The organism is Promicromonospora sp. AC04, from assembly GCF_003058225.1.
Taxonomy (GTDB): domain Bacteria; phylum Actinomycetota; class Actinomycetes; order Actinomycetales; family Cellulomonadaceae; genus Promicromonospora.
Genome location: NZ_QBUG01000005.1, coordinates 349,810 through 366,667 on the forward strand (window position 1 = coordinate 349,810; position 16,858 = coordinate 366,667).

At 72.1% G+C, this 16,858-nt stretch carries 17 protein-coding genes; 9 read left to right on the top strand and 8 right to left on the bottom strand.

All coding sequences use genetic code 11. The features are described from left to right. The first annotated feature begins 6 nt into the window (after positions 1 to 6). Positions 7 to 2,112 carry an NPCBM/NEW2 domain-containing protein gene (locus tag C8K30_RS15660; RefSeq protein WP_108493821.1) on the top strand — a complete coding sequence of 702 codons (2,106 nt, stop codon included), beginning with the start codon at positions 7 to 9 and terminating at the stop codon, positions 2,110 to 2,112. A gap of 337 nt (positions 2,113 to 2,449) precedes the next feature. Here the strand turns inward: C8K30_RS15660 and C8K30_RS15665 are convergent, their stop codons facing one another. After that, the gene (locus tag C8K30_RS15665) at positions 2,450 to 3,355 is read right to left on the bottom strand and encodes a LysR family transcriptional regulator (RefSeq protein WP_233257202.1); all 906 of its coding nucleotides are present in this window, start codon (positions 3,353 to 3,355) and stop codon (positions 2,450 to 2,452) included. A 102-nt stretch (positions 3,356 to 3,457) separates the two neighbouring features. Here C8K30_RS15665 and C8K30_RS15670 point away from each other — a divergent pair, with 102 nt between their 5' ends. Both C8K30_RS15670 and C8K30_RS15675 read left to right on the top strand, forming a co-directional pair. Further along, a complete protein-coding gene (locus C8K30_RS15670; protein ID WP_108493823.1) occupies positions 3,458 to 4,324 on the top strand; it encodes an aldo/keto reductase in 867 nt (288 codons plus the stop codon). A 39-nt stretch (positions 4,325 to 4,363) separates the two neighbouring features. Further along, positions 4,364 to 5,296, top strand: a complete 933-nt coding sequence (locus C8K30_RS15675) for an aldo/keto reductase family oxidoreductase (RefSeq protein ID WP_108493824.1) — start codon at positions 4,364 to 4,366, stop codon at positions 5,294 to 5,296. Between the two features lie 58 nt (positions 5,297 to 5,354). Here C8K30_RS15675 and C8K30_RS15680 read toward each other — a convergent pair whose 3' ends face one another. The 3 genes from C8K30_RS15680 to C8K30_RS15690 all read right to left on the bottom strand — a co-directional run bounded on the left by C8K30_RS15680 (position 5,355) and on the right by C8K30_RS15690 (position 8,123). Then, complete coding sequence (locus C8K30_RS15680) at positions 5,355 to 5,702, bottom strand: MmcQ/YjbR family DNA-binding protein (protein WP_108493825.1); 348 nt, start codon at positions 5,700 to 5,702, stop codon at positions 5,355 to 5,357. Positions 5,703 to 5,909: 207 nt separating this feature from the next. Then, positions 5,910 to 6,605 (bottom strand): lytic polysaccharide monooxygenase, encoded by a 696-nt coding sequence (locus tag C8K30_RS15685; RefSeq protein WP_199230507.1) that lies wholly within the window; start codon positions 6,603 to 6,605, stop codon positions 5,910 to 5,912. Positions 6,606 to 6,701: 96 nt separating this feature from the next. Further along, positions 6,702 to 8,123 (bottom strand): FAD-binding oxidoreductase, encoded by a 1,422-nt coding sequence (locus C8K30_RS15690; protein WP_108493826.1) that lies wholly within the window; start codon positions 8,121 to 8,123, stop codon positions 6,702 to 6,704. A gap of 102 nt (positions 8,124 to 8,225) precedes the next feature. On the opposite strand from C8K30_RS15690, the gene C8K30_RS15695 reads away from it, so the two are divergent. Beyond that, a complete protein-coding gene (locus C8K30_RS15695) occupies positions 8,226 to 8,777 on the top strand; it encodes a MarR family winged helix-turn-helix transcriptional regulator (RefSeq protein ID WP_108493827.1) in 552 nt (183 codons plus the stop codon). An 89-nt stretch (positions 8,778 to 8,866) separates the two neighbouring features. Beyond that, complete coding sequence (locus tag C8K30_RS15700) at positions 8,867 to 10,303, top strand: MDR family MFS transporter (RefSeq protein WP_108493828.1); 1,437 nt, start codon at positions 8,867 to 8,869, stop codon at positions 10,301 to 10,303. On the opposite strand, the gene C8K30_RS15705 is transcribed toward C8K30_RS15700, so the two are convergent. After that, positions 10,284 to 10,712 (bottom strand): MerR family transcriptional regulator, encoded by a 429-nt coding sequence (locus tag C8K30_RS15705; RefSeq protein ID WP_108493829.1) that lies wholly within the window; start codon positions 10,710 to 10,712, stop codon positions 10,284 to 10,286. The genes C8K30_RS15700 and C8K30_RS15705 overlap by 20 nt on opposite strands. A 62-nt stretch (positions 10,713 to 10,774) precedes the next feature. On the opposite strand from C8K30_RS15705, the gene C8K30_RS15710 reads away from it, so the two are divergent. After that, on the top strand, positions 10,775 to 11,722 hold the full coding sequence (locus C8K30_RS15710) for an NAD(P)/FAD-dependent oxidoreductase (protein ID WP_108493830.1): 948 nt from the start codon (positions 10,775 to 10,777) through the stop codon (positions 11,720 to 11,722). Positions 11,723 to 11,729: 7 nt separating this feature from the next. Here the strand turns inward: C8K30_RS15710 and C8K30_RS15715 are convergent, their stop codons facing one another. Continuing rightward, entirely contained in the window at positions 11,730 to 12,221 is a 492-nt protein-coding gene (locus C8K30_RS15715; RefSeq protein WP_108493831.1) for a DUF4188 domain-containing protein, read from the bottom strand. Between the two features lie 79 nt (positions 12,222 to 12,300). Between C8K30_RS15715 and C8K30_RS15720 the strand changes: the two genes are divergently transcribed. Beyond that, positions 12,301 to 12,942, top strand: a complete 642-nt coding sequence (locus tag C8K30_RS15720) for a MerR family transcriptional regulator (protein ID WP_108493832.1) — start codon at positions 12,301 to 12,303, stop codon at positions 12,940 to 12,942. A 4-nt stretch (positions 12,943 to 12,946) separates the two neighbouring features. On the opposite strand, the gene dnaG is transcribed toward C8K30_RS15720, so the two are convergent. Together dnaG and C8K30_RS15730 are read right to left on the bottom strand one after the other, a co-directional pair. Continuing rightward, positions 12,947 to 14,908, bottom strand: coding sequence for a DNA primase (dnaG, locus tag C8K30_RS15725; protein WP_108493833.1), 1,962 nt, complete (start codon positions 14,906 to 14,908; stop codon positions 12,947 to 12,949). Positions 14,909 to 15,056: 148 nt separating this feature from the next. Beyond that, on the bottom strand, positions 15,057 to 15,941 hold the full coding sequence (locus C8K30_RS15730; protein ID WP_158281026.1) for a helix-turn-helix domain-containing protein: 885 nt from the start codon (positions 15,939 to 15,941) through the stop codon (positions 15,057 to 15,059). A 43-nt stretch (positions 15,942 to 15,984) separates the two neighbouring features. On the opposite strand from C8K30_RS15730, the gene C8K30_RS15735 reads away from it, so the two are divergent. Next, complete coding sequence (locus C8K30_RS15735; protein ID WP_158281027.1) at positions 15,985 to 16,437, top strand: VOC family protein; 453 nt, start codon at positions 15,985 to 15,987, stop codon at positions 16,435 to 16,437. A 152-nt stretch (positions 16,438 to 16,589) separates the two neighbouring features. Then, positions 16,590 to 16,757 (top strand): DUF4236 domain-containing protein, encoded by a 168-nt coding sequence (locus C8K30_RS15740; protein ID WP_108493835.1) that lies wholly within the window; start codon positions 16,590 to 16,592, stop codon positions 16,755 to 16,757. Positions 16,758 to 16,858 lie beyond the last annotated feature (101 nt).

The following is a 16,858-nucleotide window of genomic DNA, read 5'->3' on the forward strand; positions in this document are numbered from 1 at the left end:
ACCTGGATGTTCACCGTACGCACGTGGGCGGCGAGGACGTGTGCCGCCCTCATCTCGACGACCTTGATCACGACGACCCTGGTCACGGCGGCCGCGGCGGTGCCGGTGACGGCGGACACCGCCGCACGCGCCGCCGAGACACGCACCGCGGCACAGAGCCCGAGCCCCACGCCCTACCAGGGCTGGAACACCTACTACGGCCTCGGCGGGGACTTCAACGCCGACGAGGTGCTGGACGTGGCCGACTTCCTGGTCTCGTCCGGCCTGGCGGAGGCCGGCTACGACATCGTGTGGCTCGACGGCGGCTGGCAGGCCGACGTGCCGCGCGGCGACGACGGCCGCCTGCAGGGTGACCCGGCGCGGTTCCCCGACGGCATGGCGGCGCTGGCCGACGCGATCCACGACCGTGGGCTGCGCGCCGGCATCTACACCGACGCCGGGCCGTACATCCCCGGGACGTGCGGCCTGGGCAGCGGCGGCCACTACCAGACCGACGCCGACACCTTCGCCGAGTGGGGGTACGACGCCGTCAAGGTCGACTTCCTGTGCGGCATCACGGCGGACCTGGACCCGCAGGAGGCGTTCACCGCGTTCGCCGAGGCGCTGCGCAACAACAGCTCCGGGCGGTCCATGATCTTCAACCTGTGCAACCCCGTCACCTCGCCGGACTGGGGCGACTACCCCGAGGAGCAGCAGTCCACCTGGTCCTGGACGTACGCGCCGGACATCGCCGAGTCCTGGCGCACCTACACCGACGTCGGCTTCGTCGGCCAGATCCAGTTCAAGGACGTGCTGCGCAACTTCGACGCGAACGCGCGGCACCCGGAGGTGGCCGGGCCCGGGCGCTTCAGCGACCCGGACTACCTGGGCCCGGAGCTCGGCATGACCACCGAGGAGTTCCGCACGCAGATGTCGCTGTGGACCGTGGCTGCTGCGCCGCTGGTCATCTCCAGCGACCCGCGCACCCTGAGCCAGGACTCGATGGACATCCTGCTCGACGAGGACGTCCTGGCGATCGACCAGGACCGGCTCGGCATCCAGGGCACCCGGGTCGGCGCGGCCGGGACCACGGAGACGTGGGCCAAGCCGCTGGCGGACGGCTCGGTCGCCGTCGCGCTGCTGAACCGCGGCGACCGGCCCGCCGAGATCTCGACCACCGCGCTTGACCTGGGCCTGCGGGGACGATCGTTCTCCGTGCTGGACACCTGGACGGACAGCCGCACGCAGTCCGCGGGCACGATCCGCGCCGCAGTTCCTGCGCACGGCGCCGCGCTGCTGCGGGTCGCGCCGAGCCGGGCCGACGGCGTCCCGCGCCTGGTCGCCGCGCCGCCCACCTTCACGGCTGTCGGGGCTGACGACGTCGCGCCCACTACGGACCTGCTGGCCGCGGCCGGTGACCGGCTGGCGACCGAGGTGACGCTGCACAACGACGGCAGCACTTCCGTGCGCCGGCCGTCGGTCGAGCTGACGGCACCCGAGGGCTGGACGGTCAGTCCGGCCGGCCCGGCGCCGCTCGTGGTGCGGCCGGGCAGCTCGGCCACCGTCGCGTTCACCGTGGACGTGCCGGCGAACGCGGGCACGGGCGGCTACGACGTCGCGGCGACCGCCTCGTCCGGCGGTGGGCCAGCCAGCACGACGCCACCGTCGCGCGTGAGGATCGCGCCCGCGGCACCCGGCGGGACCGCCGTCGTGCTGTCGCGGCACCCGTGGGTGAGCGCGAGCAGCGGCTGGATGGAGCCCACCGTTGACCAGAGCGTGGGCGGCGGGTCGCCGCTGACCGTCGCGGGCACCGTGCACCCGACCGGGATCGGCGTCGCGAGCCCGGCCCAGGTCAGGTACTACCTCGGCGGGGCGTGCACGCGGCTCACCGGCGGCGTCGGGATCGACGACGTCGTGGGCAACGTCGGGCCCGAGGGCGGCACGGCGACGTTCGACATCGTCGGCGACGGCGAGACGCTCTGGTCGAGCGGCACCGTGACACGCGGTGCGGAGGTGCCGTTCGACGTCTCCGTCGCGGGTGTGCGCGACCTGTCCCTGCGGGTAGGCGACGCCGGCGACGGCGGCTACAACGACAGGGCCGACTGGCTCTCCCTCGCCGTGGACTGCGCCTGACCAGTCGAACGTAGGGATGGTCGAACGTAGGGATGGTCGCTCTATCGTGGCCCATAGAGCGACTACCCCTACGGTCGGCGACCTTCTCATCTAGATTCCAGCCGCGGGCCTTCTCCTCGCGGAAGTTCATGTTTCGGCCGACGGAGGTGCGGCCAGACGGTCCAGGATCTGGGCCCACATGCCCGATACTCCCTGGGCACGTGAGGTCGGGGCCGACTACACGGAGTAGTCATCTACCGGTCAGGCGGACTATCGCGAGGTCGGCAGATTGCTTCGAGATCGGTCCAGTGATGAGCCGATCTCGATGCCAAGTGCCGACTTCAAGGCGCAGACCGCCTCAGCCGACCGGCGCCGGAGAGCATGCCGGGGCATCGTCCAGAAGCTCCACCAGGTGGGGGGCCGGCGAGTCCGCGCGGTCCGACGAGCCGGTGACCACCGAGACCACCCAGTCCGGGGCGCCGTCCGGCAGGACCGGGACAGCGACCAGCCGGGCGGCCTGGGGCTTGGCCGCGACGTGCCGGGGCACGAGCGCGACGCCGAGGCCGCGGTCGACGAGGTCGAGCAGCGTGTGCACGTCGTTGACGGTGAACCGCACCCGCCGGCGCACGCCCCGCGCGCCGAAGGCGTCGTCGTTCAGCTTGCGGACCGCCCAGGACGGGTGGAAGTCGATGAAGCTCTCGCCGCCCAGGTCGGCCCGGTCCACGGCCGCGCGGGACGCGAACGAGTGCTCGGGCGGGCAGAGCAGGACCACCGGCTCCTGGCCCAGTACCGTGCGCGGCAGCACGCTGACGTGGTCGGTAGTGGCGACGAACGCGGCGTCGAGGTCGCCGTCGCGCACCCCGGCCAGGAGCTCGTGCGAGCCCGCCTGGGTGAACGCGATCTCCACCCGCGGGTAGCGCCGGTGGAAGCGTTCCAGCAGCGTGGCCACGTCGACGACGCCGAGGCACTGCTCGGCGCCCACCCGCAGCGTCCCCGCGAGCTCGCGCGAGACCTGGACCACCGCGTCGCGTGCTTCCGTCGCGGAGGAGAGCATGGTGCGGGCGAAGGGCAGCAGCGCCAGGCCCGCCTCGGTCGGCTCGACCCTGCGCGTGGTCCGGGTGAACAGCTTGGTGCCCAGCTCGACCTCGAGGTTGCGGATGGCAGCGGACAGTCCGGACTGGGAGACGCCGGTGACCTCGGCGGCCCGGGTGAACTGGCGCTCGTCCGCGAGGGCGACGAGGTACTCCATCTGACGCAGTTCCATTTATCAGTACCAGTTCTAGGAATGATGATCGACAGTTGTTGGACTTCTAGGTTATCGCTTCCTAGTCTCGGATCCGAACCCGTTGCGACACGAGGAGAATCCATGCAGCACCGCAAGATCGGCGACCGGGCAGTCTCCGCGATCGGCCTCGGCGGCATGCCGATGTCCATCGAGGGACGGCCCGACGCCGCCCGCTCGATCGCCACGATCCACGCCGCCCTCGACGCCGGCGTCACGCTGATCGACACCGCGGACGCCTACCACCTGCACGCGGACGACGTCGGCCACAACGAGGAGCTCATCGCCGAGGCCCTGCGTTCCTACGGCGGCGACACCTCCGGCGTCCTCGTCGCCACCAAGGGCGGCCACCTGCGCCCCGGCGACGGGTCCTGGACCCAGGACGGTCGGCCCGAGTACCTCAAGGAGGCCGTGAAGGCGTCGGCGAAGCGGCTCGGGGTCGACGCCATCGGCCTCTACCAGTTCCACCGCCCCGACCCGAACGTGCCCTACGGCGACTCGGTGGGCGCGATCCGCGACCTGCTCGACGACGGCGTCATCGAGCTGGCCGGCATCTCCAACGCGAACCCGGACCAGATCCGCGAGGCGAACCAGATCCTGGGCGGGCGCCTGGTGTCCGTGCAGAACCAGTTCTCGCCGCGCTTCCGTTCGTCGCTGCCCGAGCTGGAGCTGTGCGCCGAGCTCGGCATCGCGTTCCTGCCCTGGAGCCCGCTGGGTGGCATCTCGCTGGCCCGCTCCGGCGAGCTCGGCGCGGCGTACTCGGCGTTCCAGGAGGTCGCGGACGCGCACGGTGTCTCGCCGTTCCGCGTGACGCTCGCGTGGGAGCTGGCGCTCGCGCCCGTCGTCGTGCCGATCCCCGGGGCGTCGCGGCCCGAGAGCATCCGCGACTCCGCGCAGGCCGCGGACCTGACGCTCACCGCCGACGAGGTCGCCCGGCTCTCCGCGGCCTGAGCGACTGACCTTTTCCAACCACCACAGGAGAGAATCCCCGTGAAGACCTTCACCCTGCCCGGGACCGAGCTCACCGTCCCGAACGTCGTCCTGGGCCTCATGCGTATCCAGGAGAAGACGGACGAGGAGGTGCGCACCCTCGTCAAGACCGCTCGCGACGCGGGCATCTCGTTCTTCGACCACGCCGACGTCTACGGTTCGGCACTGCACGGCTGCGAGACGCGGTTCGCGGAGGCGATGCAGCTGACGTCGTCCGAGCGCGCGGAGATCGTGCTCCAGACCAAGGCCGGCATCGTGCGCGAGGGGCCGTACTTCGACTACTCGTACGAGCACCTCGTCGAGTCGGTCGAGGGCTCGCTGGCCGCGCTCGGCACCGACTACATCGACATCCTGCTGCTGCACCGCCCGGACGCCCTCGTGGAGCCCGACGAGGTGGCGCGCGCGTTCGACGACCTGTCGGCTGCGGGCAAGGTGCGCGCGTTCGGCGTCTCGAACCACACGCCGGGCCAGATCGAGCTGCTGCGCAAGTCGGTGTCGCAGCCGCTGGTGGCCAACCAGCTCCAGCTCTCGGTGACGCACGCGCCGCTCGTGGCGCAGGGCGTGGCCGCGAACATGCAGGGGCTGGACCAGTCGATCAGCCGCGACTCCGGCACGCTCGACTACTGCCGCCTGCACGACATCACCGTGCAGGCCTGGTCGCCGTTCCAGGCCGGGTTCTTCAACGGGGTGTTCCTCGGCTCGGCGGACTACCCCGAGCTGAACGCCGTGATCGACCGGCTCGCCAAGAAGTACGACGTGCCGGCCATCGCGATCGCCACCGCCTGGATCACGCGCCACCCGGCGCAGATGCAGGTGGTGCTCGGCACCACCAACCCGGAGCGGGTGGCTGGCGCTGCCCTGGGCTCGGACATCCCGCTCACGCGCGCCGAGTGGTACGAGATGTTCCGCACGGCGGGCTACTCGGTCCCGTAACGCGGGATCCCGGCACGACGGCGTCAGGGCCCTGCTCTGCCGCCGTCGTGCCCGCGCCTCACCCTTCGGGGCGCAGGCGTTTCGGGAGTCCCGCCACGACGGCGGTGTACGAGATATCGACCAGCTCCTCCAGCTCGTCGTCGGGCACGACGCCGTCGTCGTGCCGCACCGTGATCCAGCCGTGCCTGCCGATGTACGCCATGGTCGAGACGTGGTCCGGGTAGCGGTCGTACCACTCGCGCGCCTCGTCGGTGGACCGGGCGACCTTCACCCCGAGCGTCTCCGAGCCGACGAACGCGAAGATCTTCCCGCCGACCTTCAGGACGCCGCCGCCCTCGCCCCAGGGGTCGGTCTCCTCGGCGCCCGGCAGGGCGAGGCACAGGTCGAGCAGTTCGGCCGACTTCATTACGACCACGATATCCGGCCTGCCCGTGGTGGCGGCGGCCCTGCCGGCGGAGCGACCCACAGGGTGACTGTAGGTCTGCGGAGTGTGTTGCTCTGCGTAGACATCGTCTACGCAGAGCAACACACTCCGCAGTTGTAGTCACTCCCCGGACCGACACGCCGGTGGCACGCATCGGTCGGACACGCCGGCCGGGCTCCTCGCGACCGATCAGCCGAAGACGACGTCGGCGCAGTTGTAGAACGCCTCCGGGCTGTCCGACCGCGTCCAGATCGAGTAGATGATGTGGTAGCCGGACTTGTTCGGCAGGGTGGCGTCCCAGTAGTACTCGTCGCCCTGCGGTCCACCCGAGCGCAGGGGCGGGTTGGCCACCTCGTTGAACGGCGCCGGCTCAAGGTCGTCCCAGGCGAGCGGCTGGCTCGGGTCCCAGCTGTCCTTGGTGATGTACTGCGACCACGTGCCCGGGTGCCTGGCCCAGGCGTTGTACTGGAACGTGATGGTCTGGCCGGCGGTGAGCGTCGTCGTCGGCCACTGCGTGCCCGGCTCGCGGAACGCGGAGAACGACTCCTGCGGGCCGCACAGGTTCCCGTCCGGGATGACCTCCTGGTGGTTCCCGTCCGCATTGCTGAGCAGGTTCCCGAACCAGTTGTAGAACGGGTAGTTGCCGTTGACGGCCAGCGCGTTCTGGCACATCGGGTTCTGCGGGTTCAGGTCGCCGCCCTGGCCGTTCTCGATGCCGTCCACGTAGCACGCGTAGGTGCGGGTGGCGGGGTAGGTGAGGCCGCCGTGCGCGTAGGCCGCGGGCGGGTTCGGTTGGACGACGACGATCGCCGCCGCCACGAGCAGGCCGAGCGCGGCGACCAGCGCCGTCGCCCGGACCCGGCCGAGCTTCTTGTAGAGGGTCACGTCCAGCTCCTTCGTCGGTGCTCCGTGAGATCAAGTGGCTCGATCCTCGGAGACCGACGAAGGCCGGACAATCGCCCGTAACGATTAAGCGCTACCTCAGGGCGTCACGTTGTGGTTCGACGCGAACAGGTTGGTCGGGTCGTACGCCCGCTTCACCTCGCGCAGCCGGGCCAGCGTCGCCTCGGGATAGGCGTTGCGGACGTCCTGCTCCGTGGCGTTCGTCATGAAGTTCACGTACCCCCGGCCCGCGACGCCGAGCGTGTCCGACGCCGACGTCACCCACTCGCGCAGCGCCGGAACGCCGTCGGGACCCATCGCCATGCCCTGCACGGTGACCATCCAGGCGGCGTCGCGGTGCGCGAAGGCCGACGACGCGCCGTCGACACCGGCGATCGCGCCGCCCATGGGCCGCATGTTCACCACGGCGGGCCCGTGCGACGCGCCGGACACCGCCTCGATGGCGGCCGCGGCCCACGCCTCGTCGGGCGCCCAGACGCCCTCGCCGAGGAACCCGGGCCGCGCCTCGGCGAAGACCCCGCCGTCCGGGCCACCGCCCGCGAACATCTCCGGATAGGGGATCTCGCGCACCCCGTCGAACACCGTGCCGGGCGCACGCAGGGCCGCGAACACTGCCTCCGCCCCGGACGCCGGACCGGCGAAGCACACCAGCGCCATGACGAGCGGCTTGCCGTGCAGCTCCGCCGGCAGCATGGGCAGCGGCGGGGCGACCATCACGTTGAGCATGCCCGCCAGCTCGGCGGGCGCCTCGGCCAGGGTCGCCAGGACCGTGGCGAGCGTGCCCGGCTCGGCGGCCCACGCGAGCATGCCGCCCGTGACCACCGGCAGCTCGCGCAGCCGCAGGTCCAGCCGGGTCACGACGCCGAAGTTCCCGCCGCCGCCCCGCAGCGCCCAGTAGAGGTCGGGGTGCTCGTCTGCGTTGGCCTGCACCACGCGGCCGTCCGCGAGGACCACCTCGGCGCCCAGCAGGTTGTCGAGGGTGAGGCCGTCGCGACGGCTGAGGTAGCCGATGCCGCCGCCGAGCGCGAGGCCAGTGATACCGACGGTCCCGGTGTCGCCGAACCCGGTGGCCAGGCCGCGCTCGCCCGCCGCCGTGCTGTAGGCGCCGGCGAGCACGCCGCCCTGCGCGTGCCCGACGCCGGCGTCCGCGTCGATCTCGATGCCGTCCATGAGGCGCATGTCCAGGACGAGCCCGCCGTCGGCCAGGCCGTGCCGGGCGAAGCTGTGGCCGCCGCTGCGCACCGCGAGCGGCAGGCCCGTGTCACGGGCGACGGCGACGACTGCCGCGACCTCGTCGGTGGTGCGCACGCGCGCGATCGCGACCGGGGCCCGCTCCGGACCGCCCATGAACACGGCGGCGGTCTCGGCGAACCCGGCGGCGGACGGGATGAGCAGGCGGTCGCCGAGCGCGGCCACGAGCGGGGCCAGGGCGCTGTCGAGCGCCTCGGGCGAGAGCAGTGCTGTGGTGCTGGTGGTGCCATTCGAGCCGTGCGTTGACATCTCGAGCCTCCGAGTCGCTGCTGGAACCTTCGATCACCAACGTTAGACATCTAAGTATTAGCCGTCAACGCATTTCGGAGATGGCCGAACTAGGCTGCGCGCATGCAACCGAACGGGCACCCCGGCGAACCTGGCGGCACGGACCCCGGAAAGGGGCCGAGCGCGTCCGGGTCAGGCCAGTCCGGACCGGTCCCCGTCGCGGTCGCGATGTGGCAATCCGTGCAGCGCGTCATGCGCGCGTTCGACGCCCTGCTGTCCGAGCAGGGCGGCAGCTGGCAGGTCTGGCACATCCTGCTCGCCCTGCACCAGGGCACGCCGGCCAACCAGCGCGAGCTCGCCAATGCCGTCGGCATCCGGGAGGCCACCCTCACGCACCACCTGCGCGGCATGGAGGACCGGGGGCTGGTGGTCCGCACCCGCGAGGAGTCGAACCGCAGGGTGCAGCGGATCGAGGTCACCGAAGCGGGCGAGACGCTCTACCGCAAGCTCAAGTCCGCGGCGATCACCTTCGACCGGACGCTGCGGGACGCCATCGGCGACGACGAGGCCGACGTCGATGCGTTCTTCGGCACGCTCTGCCGCCTCGCCGACTCGGTGCCCGACGGCGGGCGCGACGTCGCGCCGGAGGGCTGGCCCGGCAACCGCCGGGCCTAGCACCGGGACGCGCCGGAACCGTGCCCGGGAATAGACGCTGCCCCAGGCAACTTTATATGTGTCGTGCAGCACACCACGGAGCCTCAGGCATGACCGCCACGTCCACCAGCGCCACAGAGACCCGGCTCGGGCTGCGCGGCGACCGCGGTCCGATCCTCGGCGCGCTGATGCTGTCGACCTCGCTCGTGGCCCTCGACGTCACGATCCTCGCGACCGCCTCGACCACCATCGCGCGCGAGCTCGGCGCGTTCGAGCAGGTCCCGTGGCTCTTCTCGGCGTACACGCTCGCGCAGGCCGTGACCGTCCCCCTGTACGGGCGCCTGGCCGACGTGTTCGGGCGCAAGCGCGTGATGATGGTCGGGATCGGGCTGTTCCTGCTCGGCTCGGTGCTGTGCGCGGTCGCCTGGAGCATGCCCGCGCTCATCTGGTTCCGGGTCCTGCAGGGCCTGGGCGCCGGCGCGATCCTGCCGATGTCCATGACGATCGCCAGCGACATCTACACGCTCGCCGAGCGCGCCAAGATCCAGGGGTACCTCGCGAGCGTGTGGGCCGCGTCCTCCGTGCTCGGCCCGACCCTCGGCGGTGTGTTCAGCCAGTTCGTGAGCTGGCGCTGGATCTTCTGGGTCAACGTGCCGATCGCTCTCGTGGCGGGGGCCGTCCTCTGGCGCCAGTTCCAGGAGAAGGAGCGCGCGGGCGAGCGCCAGCCCATCGACTACCTCGGTGCCGTCCTGCTCACCGGGGGCAGCACGCTCCTGGTCCTGGGGCTGCTCGAGGGCGGGCACGCCTGGGGCTGGGCAACGCCGCAGTCGATCGGGATCTTCGCCGCCGCTGTGGTGCTGCTCGCGGCGTTCGTCGTGTCCGCCCGCAGGAGCGCGCACCCGATCTTCGACCTGGGGCTGCTGCGCCGCCGCGTGGTCGGCGCCTCGACGGCGGCCGGGCTCGGCGTCGGCGTCATCACTCTCGGTCTGTCCACGTACGTGCCGATCTACGCGCAAGGTGTGCTCGGCGTCGGGCCGCTCGTCGCCGGGTTCGCGCTCGCGTCGCTCCTGGTCGGCTGGCCGCTCGCGGCGACCCTCTCGGGCCGGGTCTACCTCGCGATCGGGTTCCGGTGGACCGCCGTCATCGGCGCGGTGATCGTGCTGGTTGGCGCCCTGCTCACCCTCGGCGCCGGCTCCCCGGTGTGGCACATCTCCGTGGCGGTGTTCGTGATCGGGCTCGGCATGGGTCTCGTGGCCGTGCCGACCCTGCTGGCCGCGCAGCACAGCGTGGACTGGGGCGAACGCGGTGCCGTGACCGCCACCAACATGTTCTCCCGGTCGATCGGGCAGGCCGTCGGCGTCGCCGTGCTGGGGGCCGTGGTGAACGCGGTGACCACCGTCGGCGCGGACGGCGCGCCCGAGGGCCCCGGCCTGGCCCACGCCATGCACCTGGTCTTCTGGTGCGTCACCGGCGTCGCCGCGCTGATGATCGGGACCGTGCTGCTGCTCCCCCGCGACAACCCGAGGGTCACGCAGTCCGCTCAGTGACGAAGGCGCCAAGGGCGCCGTCGAGCACGTCCTGCACGTGCGCCCGGAAGCGCGGGCAGGTGGCGATGTCGTGCGCCCGGCACTGCAGCGCGTGCAGCGTCATCTCGCGCGACGCCGCCATCTCGGCCATCCGCCGGTCCAGGTCAGCGATATGCGCCTCCAGCACCTGGTGCCGGTCGTAGGCCTCGGCGTCGAGCATGACGCGCACCTGCTCCAGGCTCATCCCGGCGGCTTTGCTGCGCACGATGACGCCCACCCGTACGACGTCGTCACGCCCGTAGCGCCTGCGCCCGGCCGGATCGCGGGCCGGGCGCAGCAGGTTCTCGTCCTCCCAGTAGCGCAGGACATGGGTCTCCAGCCCGAATCGCCGGGCCGTCTCGCCGACCGACCAGGTCTCGCTTGACTTCATGTCAACATGAAGTCACATCCTGGGGTGGTACCGCAAGACGTCCCGGGAAACGGAGCCCTGCCATGCCCGCACCTGACCTCTCGACCAGCCCCTACGACGCCGTGGTGGTCGGCGGCGGCCCCGCCGGCCTGCAGGCCGCGCTCACGCTCGGCCGCATGCACCGGCGCGTGGTCCTGCTCGACTCCGGCGAATACCGCAACGCGTCCGCCGAGCACATGCACAACTTCGTGACGCACGACGGCACGCCGCCCGCCGAGTTCCGCGCCGCGGCCCGGGCGGAGCTGGCCGCGTACGCGACGGTGACCGTCCGCGAGACGGGGGCGACCGCCGTCGTGCCGGACGGCGACGGGTTCCGGGTGGAGCTGGGCGGGGAGCCGCTCGCGACCCGCACCGTCGTGCTCGCGACCGGGATGCGGGACACCCTCCCCGCGATCCCCGGGCTGGAACCGCTGTTCGGCACCGTCGCCGCCGTCTGCCCGTACTGCCACGGGCACGAGCTGAGCGGCAAGCGCGTGGCCGTGCTCGGCAGCGGCCCGCATGTGGCCCGGGTGGTGTTCCTGCTGGAGCGCATCGCGAGCCACCTCACCGTCCTGGCCGACGGCGGCGAGTTCGACCCGGGCGCCCGCGCGCAGCTCGACGACGCCGGGGTCGCCGTCCGGCCCGAGGCCGTCAAGGAGCTGCGGCCCAGCGCCGGGGGCGCGACGGTGTCGTTCACGGACGGTCCGGACGAGGAGGTGGGCGGCGTGTTCGTGTCGGCCGAGTTCGCCCAGCGCGCCCCGTTCGCGGAGCAGCTCGGCCTGGACCTGCTGCCGTCCGGCGCCGTGGAGATCGACGCGATGGGCCGCACGAGCGTGCCCGGCGTGTTCGCCGCGGGCGACATGGCGCACACGTCGGCGATGCCGATGCCGCTGGCGTCGGTGCTCATGGCGGCGTCGTCCGGCCTGTTGGCCGCCGTGTCCCTGGACGCGGAGCTGCTGAGCCGCGACCACCCGGCCCCGACGCCGGCCTGAGGACCGCTCAGCCCGCCGGGCGGACCGCGCCGCGGATCCGCTCACGGGCGGTGCGGCCGCGGCGGGTCGCCGGGATGCTGCCGGTGGCGCGGGCGAGACCGAACGGGGCCCGCGCGTCCGCGTAGAGGCTCTCGTGCCCGCCGGCGGCCACGGCGAACGTCTCGTGCCACACGTTGACCGCGCCCGGGACCTTCCTGGCGCGCCGGTAGAAGGCGAGCCAGGCGGGCCGATGGGCGCGCTCGTCGGCGTTCGCGTACCGGTAGATGTCCTCCACGCTGCGCCAGTACTGGATCGTCGTGACACCACGCAGGTCCGCGTCGAGAACCGTCCGGGCGTGGAGAAAACCGGAGGACGGGTCGTTCCACAGCTCGCGCAGCATCGGCCCCATCGCAGCGAACGCGGGCAGCCAGGCGTCGGGGCGCCAGGGCCGGTTGACCCGGGCGCCGATCAGGAAGACGGCGAGGTCGCCGTCGTGCTCGTGCGTCGTCAGCTCTGTCATGGCAGGCCCTTCAGTTGGATAGTTTGACTCTCCATTATTGGATAGTGATAGTCTCCAATGTCAAGACCTGGGGAGGAACATGCGGATCTCGATGCTGGCCGAGCGGACCGGCCTGCCCGTCGCAACCTTGAAGTACTACCTTCGCGAGGGCCTGGTGCCCCCGGGCATCGCGACGGCCCGCACGCAGGCGCTCTACGACGAGGCGCACGTCGCGCGCGTGCTGCTCGTCCGCGCGCTCACCGAGTCCGCCTCGCTCAGCCTCGCCGCCGTGCGGCAGGTCCTGGCTGTCCTGGACGACCCGCCCGCCTCACGGCACGATCTGCTCGGCGCCGCACAGCACGCGCTGCTCACCGACGAGGAGCGCAGCGCCGGTACGCCGGGCGCGCCGGCGGCCGACCCCTGGCTGAGCCGCGCCGCCGCCGTCGTCGCGGCGCGCGGCTGGTACTGCGACACGGACGACCCGCTCGTCAGGCGCCTCGCCGAGGGGCTCCGCGCCGCCGACGCCGCCGACGTCACCATCTCCGACGAGCACCTCGACGCGTACGCGCGGGCCAGCGAGACGATCGCCGACGCGGACGTCGCCTCCGTGCCTGCCGACGCGGCCGGGGCGATGCGCCAGGTGGTGGTCGGGACGCTGCTCACCGACCCGTTGATCCTGACGTTGCGGCGCATCGCACAGCAGCAGGCGAGCGACACGGCGGCAGCCCGCCCCACGTCGTGAGCGCCTACGCGCTCTCGCGGAGTGCCCGGCGTTCGCTCTGGATTGCCAGGAGAGCCCTGTGCGCCGCGTCATAGCCGACCGTGTCGGACGGGTCAGTCCGTTGCAGCCGACTGCGAGCGTCGGCAATGCGGCGGGACAGCTCCAGGTCAGTCACCCTGCGCACCATACCTTCGACGAACGCACCGATGGCTTCCTCCCGGTCCTCCGGGAGGGTTACCACCGACAGTTGCGTGACCAGTCCCGACACCGTCTCAGGCGCCTGCTCCAGCACCGCCGCAACCCATTGAGCCGTCGAGATCTGTCGCCCAGTCGCTGCTCCGCCGGCCGCTCTGATCGCGGAGTGCACGGCGCGCCAAGCAGGTACGGAGAACGCGTCGTTGCCCAGGGTGTCGAATGACGCCGGCACGTGTTGTGGGTACTGCAGTACAGCCGCGAGGGCCATGTGCTCGTCACGGGCGACGAGGTCTGTGAGATCGGGTGTCGGTACCTGCGGCATGCCGGCCGATGCCAGGCGGTCGCCCCCGGGCCCGCGCCCCTCGGACGGCATGCGGTCGGCGGACGAGCGATCGCCGTCGGCCTGGCCGGGTGCGCGCCGCAGCGACGGTGTCGACGCCACGCGGGCGACCTCACGTCGCACCTCGTCGACCTCCGCGCCGATCCACCGGGCGACCTCGCGCATGTAGCCGTCCCGCTGACTGCGGTCCCGGATGCGCACGATCTCTGGTGCTGCAGCCCGCACGGCTGACACGCGGCCCTCCACGGTGTTCAGGTCGAACTGGTCGATCTTGGCCTGGATCACAAAGGCGAACAGGGGTTTGCGGCCGTCGACCAGCGCACGCACCGCCTCCGGGCCCTTTGCCATGCGCAGGTCGCACGGGTCCATGCCGTCGTCGGCGACGGCCACGAACGTCGCTGCGTAGAACCGCTGGTCCTCGCCGTACGCACGCTCCGCGGCCTTCTGCCCGGCCGCGTCGCCGTCGAACGTGAAGATGATCTCGCCGCCCACCGTCCCGCCGGACGCGAGCTGCATGCCGCCCCCCGCCGTCGTGTCGCCGAGCAGGCGCCGCACCACCTTGGCGTGGTCGGCGCCGAAGGCCGTGCCGCACGTGGCCACCGCCGTCGTCACGCCGGAGAGGTGCGCGGCCATGACGTCCGTGTACCCCTCGACCACCACCACCTTCTTGTCCTTGGCGATCGCCCGCTTGGCGAGGTCGATCCCGTACAGCACGTGCGACTTCTTGTAGAGGCTGGTCTCGGGGGTGTTGAGGTACTTGGGCCCCTGGTCGTCCTCGAACAGGCGGCGCGCACCGAACCCGATCACGGCCCCCGTCACGTCCCGGATGGGCCACATGACGCGGCCGCGGAACCGGTCATAGATGCCGCGGCGGCCCTCCGACATCAGGCCGCTCGCAATGAGCTCCCCCTGCGTGAAGCCCCGGCCCTGGAGGTGGCGCTGCAGCGCGTCCCAGCCCTGGGGGGCGAACCCGACGCCGAACAGCTCGGCGTCGGACCGGTCGAAGCTGCGCTCGGCGAGGAACGCGCGCGCGGCCGTCGCGCCGGGCGCCATGAGCTGCTCGGCGTAGAACTCCGCGGCCACGCGGTGGGCCTCCAGCAGGCGCTGCCGCTTGCCCGGCTCGTCGCGCGGACGGGCGGCCCCGCCCTCCTCGTAACGCAGCTGCACGCCGGTCTTGCCCGCGAGGTACTCGATGGCCTCCGTGAAGCTCAGCCCGTCCATCTTCATGACGAACTCGATGACGTCGCCGCCCTCGCCGCAGCCGAAGCAGTGGTACCGCCCGACGCTGGGCCGCACGTTGAAGCTGGGGCTGCGCTCGTCGTGGAAGGGGCACAGCCCCACCAGCGCGCCCACCCCGGCGGGCTTGAGGGTCACGTGCGCCGAGACGATCTCGTCGATCCGCGCGCGCTCGCGGACCAGGTCCACGTCCTCGCGTCTGATCAGCCCGGCCACGGTCCGAAGTCTATGCGCGCGCCCGGCACGAAGGCGCCGCCGTCCACAGCACCAGGGTCATGTGGTGGTGGGCGCGATCGTTGCGCCCGAACCGGACGCGATGTGGCAACGATCGCTCCCACAACAAATGCGTCCGGCGTTCGGGGGCTCAGCGTCCGGACAGCGCGAGCGCCGCCGCGCAGCTCCGGGCGTACTCGCCCGGCGCGACGCCGACCGCGCGCACGAAGTCCCCGGTGAAGTGCGCCTGGTCGTAGTAGCCGACTGCGGCCGCGAGCCCCGCCAGGTCCAGCGCCGGGTCGCGGCCCAGCATCTCGGCGGCGAGGTGCACCCGATGCCGCTGGAGCACCCACTTGGGGCTGACGCCCACCCAGTCCGCGAACAGGCGCTGCAGCGAGCGCGGCGTGGTGCCGAGCCGGTCAGCGAGGGCCGCGACGGTGGTGCCCGGCACGGCGTCGGCGATCACGTCGAACGCCTCGCGGAGTGCGGCCAGGGCGGCGGTGGACCGCGGCGTCCGGGCCCGTTCGGCCGCGGCCCGGAGGAGGGGGGTGATGGTCTCGACGGCGGCCTCCGGCCGGCCGGCCAGCGCTTGGGCGAGCGCCTCGCCGCCGGTGCGCGCCGCCGTCGGGCCGAGGAACGTGGCGGGTTCGACGGCGCCGCGCTCCCCCGCGTCCGCGAGCCCCAGCAGGGCGCGGTAGCCGCCCGGGCGCAGCTTGGTGCCGACCACGCCGCCGCGGCCGGCGAGCGTGCGCTGGTCGGAGGGCCCGGCGGGCATGGCGTAGGCGAGGAAGCCCGCGTCCTCCGCGACGACCTGTCCCACCGGATGCGGCACGACGGTCTGGGTGAACGTCACGCCGGGCGGCAGGTCCCAGGTGATCACCCAGTGCCAGTCCACGAGGTCGGCGAGGTCCGGGGCGGGTTCGACGCGGGCGAGCGCGAACCGGTCGCGCGCACGTGCGGGGTTGACGATGCCGAGCGTGGGCCCGGACTCGAGCGCGTGGGTCACCGAGGTACCGCCGTCGAACACCTGTCGCATTCTTCCAAGACTGGCACAGCCAGGCCGCGACAGCATCGATGACATGAAGAACTCAGCCCTGCACCCCAACATCTCCGTGGCCGACGCCCGCGCGGCCATCACCTTCTACGAGGCGGCGCTCGGCGCCGAGCCGCTCGACGTCATCACCGCCGGGGACGCCGTGATCCACTCCGACCTGGTCCTGCGGTCCGCAGCGGGCGAGTCCACGTTCACCGTCGCCGGCGCGTTCCCGCCGGACTCCGTCGCGCCCGAGCCCGGCGCGCCAACGCATGCGAGCTTCACGATCCCGGTCGAGGACACCGACGCCGCGTACGCCCGGGCGCTCGGCGCCGGCGCGACGAGCCTGGCCGAGCCGGCCGACTGGTTCGAGGGGTTTCGGCAGGCCGCGGTGCGGTGCCCGTTCGGCCACCGCTGGTACTTCGTCACGGTGGACGACGCCGTCACGCCCGCCGACGTCCAGCGCGCGAGCGACGCCTGGGCGGCTGCCCGCGACTGACCGGCCGAGGCCCCGGAATTGACCATGCGGTTGCTGCCAGATCGCGGCCTGATCTGGCAACAACTGCATGATCAATCCCGGAGCATTGTTTTGGTTTGCCGGGCTCACGCAGTTCGGTACGCTTTGCCCCGACTCAGGGAGGAAAGTGCACTATGCCTATTCGGTTTCGCAAGCGGTGGGGGCTTGGCCCGGTGAAGTTCAACTTCACGCAGCGCGGCCTGTCGTCGTGGAGCTTCAAGGTCGGCCCGTGGTCCTGGAACTCCAAGACCAAGAAGCACAGCGTGGACCTGCCGGGCGCCTTCAGCTGGCGACAGAGCTGATCCACCGGCGCTGACCCCGGACCGGGCCGTCGGCGTCCTCCCCGCACCAGCAGGCGATTCTGCCCGCTCCGGCTCCGGAGTGGTCAGGGTCGCCTGTTCGT

Coding starts and splice junctions, on each gene's coding strand:
- C8K30_RS15660 (WP_108493821.1), top strand. CDS start 7: ATGTTCACCGTACGCACGTGGGCGGCGAGGACGTGTGCCGCCCTCATC.
- C8K30_RS15665 (WP_233257202.1), bottom strand. CDS start 3,355: ATGGAACTGCGTCAGATGGAGTACCTCGTCGCCCTCGCGGACGAGCGC.
- C8K30_RS15670 (WP_108493823.1), top strand. CDS start 3,458: ATGCAGCACCGCAAGATCGGCGACCGGGCAGTCTCCGCGATCGGCCTC.
- C8K30_RS15680 (WP_108493825.1), bottom strand. CDS start 5,702: ATGAAGTCGGCCGAACTGCTCGACCTGTGCCTCGCCCTGCCGGGCGCC.
- C8K30_RS15690 (WP_108493826.1), bottom strand. CDS start 8,123: ATGTCAACGCACGGCTCGAATGGCACCACCAGCACCACAGCACTGCTC.
- C8K30_RS15695 (WP_108493827.1), top strand. CDS start 8,226: ATGCAACCGAACGGGCACCCCGGCGAACCTGGCGGCACGGACCCCGGA.
- C8K30_RS15700 (WP_108493828.1), top strand. CDS start 8,867: ATGACCGCCACGTCCACCAGCGCCACAGAGACCCGGCTCGGGCTGCGC.
- C8K30_RS15705 (WP_108493829.1), bottom strand. CDS start 10,712: ATGAAGTCAAGCGAGACCTGGTCGGTCGGCGAGACGGCCCGGCGATTC.
- C8K30_RS15710 (WP_108493830.1), top strand. CDS start 10,775: ATGCCCGCACCTGACCTCTCGACCAGCCCCTACGACGCCGTGGTGGTC.
- C8K30_RS15715 (WP_108493831.1), bottom strand. CDS start 12,221: ATGACAGAGCTGACGACGCACGAGCACGACGGCGACCTCGCCGTCTTC.
- C8K30_RS15720 (WP_108493832.1), top strand. CDS start 12,301: ATGCGGATCTCGATGCTGGCCGAGCGGACCGGCCTGCCCGTCGCAACC.
- C8K30_RS15730 (WP_158281026.1), bottom strand. CDS start 15,941: ATGCGACAGGTGTTCGACGGCGGTACCTCGGTGACCCACGCGCTCGAG.
- C8K30_RS15735 (WP_158281027.1), top strand. CDS start 15,985: ATGAAGAACTCAGCCCTGCACCCCAACATCTCCGTGGCCGACGCCCGC.
- C8K30_RS15740 (WP_108493835.1), top strand. CDS start 16,590: ATGCCTATTCGGTTTCGCAAGCGGTGGGGGCTTGGCCCGGTGAAGTTC.